Genomic DNA, 1,210 nt, shown 5'->3' with positions numbered 1-1,210 from the left:
TTAAACGGGGACGCGAAGCGGCATTTGAAACGGTTTCTCGCATCATCCGCCGATCGAGTACATCGCCCGCGGGGGCGGCGAAAAACCATCGCTATCGATCCCATGACTCGGTTTCTTTTGCCACACACAATCACGTATGACTTGGACCAATGTATCGTCACTGGCCCCACTGCGGATCAAATCGCGAATCGGCGATTCGTCACGGGCGAATAAGCAATTTCGGATTGATCCATCCGCGGTAATTCTCAGTCGATTGCACGCTTGGCAAAACGGTTGGGACACTGAACGAATGATGCCAATCTCAGCACCAGCGAATCTTCCGCCCTCGGGTAATCGAAATTGCTCGGCTGGTTGAGAGGGCGTCTGGCGTGGTTGCTCGTTGAGCGGCCCGAAATGCTGTTCGATCAGCTTTAGTAAGCGGTCGCCGCTCAGCACACTGTCCCGCTGCCATGCACGATCAAAATCCAGCGGCATGAACTCGATAAAGCGAATCACGACACCTTTGGCGGCGGCAAACTCGATCAGCGAGACGAATTCGTGCTCGGTGATTCCCTTGATTGCGATCGCGTTTAGTTTGATCGACTCGAAACCGCAGCGAATCGCGGCTTCGATTCCTGCGATTGTTTCATCGAGCGAATCGCGGCGAGCCAGCTTTTTAAATTGCTCGCGATCAAGTGTATCGATGCTGATGTTTAGCCGTTTTAGTCCTGCAGCTTTCAGCTTTTCGGCTTGTGCGGGCAGCAGGATTCCGTTGGTGGTTAACGAAAGATCGGTCAGTCCGGCGATTTTGCTGAGCATTGCGACAAAGCAGTCCAGTTCTCGGCGGACCAGTGGTTCGCCACCAGTCAATCGCACATCGTTGATGCCGCATCGGGTGACCAAAAGTTCAGTGAGTCGATGCAGTTCTTCGAAGGTCAGCAGATGGTCGCGAGCCATGAACGTCGCATCGATTTCGGGCATGCAGTAGGTGCAGCGCAGGTTGCAGCGATCGGTCACGCTCAGCCGGACGCTGGTATGGACGCGACCAAGCGAATCCATCAGCGGCCGATCGGGTGGGAGCAATTTGGCGGATGTCGAGTCGTGGTTCATTGTTTTGCCGGGAATCCGCGGGGAATTGCAGCAGACAGCGGAAACTGCGGCAGACAGCGTCATTTGCGAGATACTGCGGGGTTATCGGAATGTCCGTCACTCACTAATCTACACGACAATC

General features: G+C 54.7%; 1 protein-coding gene. It reads right to left on the bottom strand.

Annotated elements, in window-relative coordinates:
* Nucleotides 1-42: 42 nt before the first annotated feature.
* The gene (moaA, locus tag RMSM_RS29845; protein WP_040770204.1) at nt 43-1,089 is read right to left on the bottom strand and encodes a GTP 3',8-cyclase MoaA; all 1,047 of its coding nucleotides are present in this window, start codon (nt 1,087-1,089) and stop codon (nt 43-45) included.
* Between the last annotated feature and the right edge of the window lie 121 nt (nt 1,090-1,210).

The organism is Rhodopirellula maiorica SM1 (genome assembly GCF_000346295.1).
In the GTDB taxonomy this organism is placed as follows: domain Bacteria; phylum Planctomycetota; class Planctomycetia; order Pirellulales; family Pirellulaceae; genus Novipirellula; species Novipirellula maiorica.
Note: the sequence above shows the minus strand (reverse complement) of the source record. Positions and strands in the feature narration are given on the sequence as shown.

Bases quoted from the DNA above. Each gene is read 5' to 3' on its own strand.
- moaA (WP_040770204.1), bottom strand. From the start codon at position 1,089: ATGAACCACGACTCGACATCCGCCAAATTGCTCCCACCCGATCGGCCG.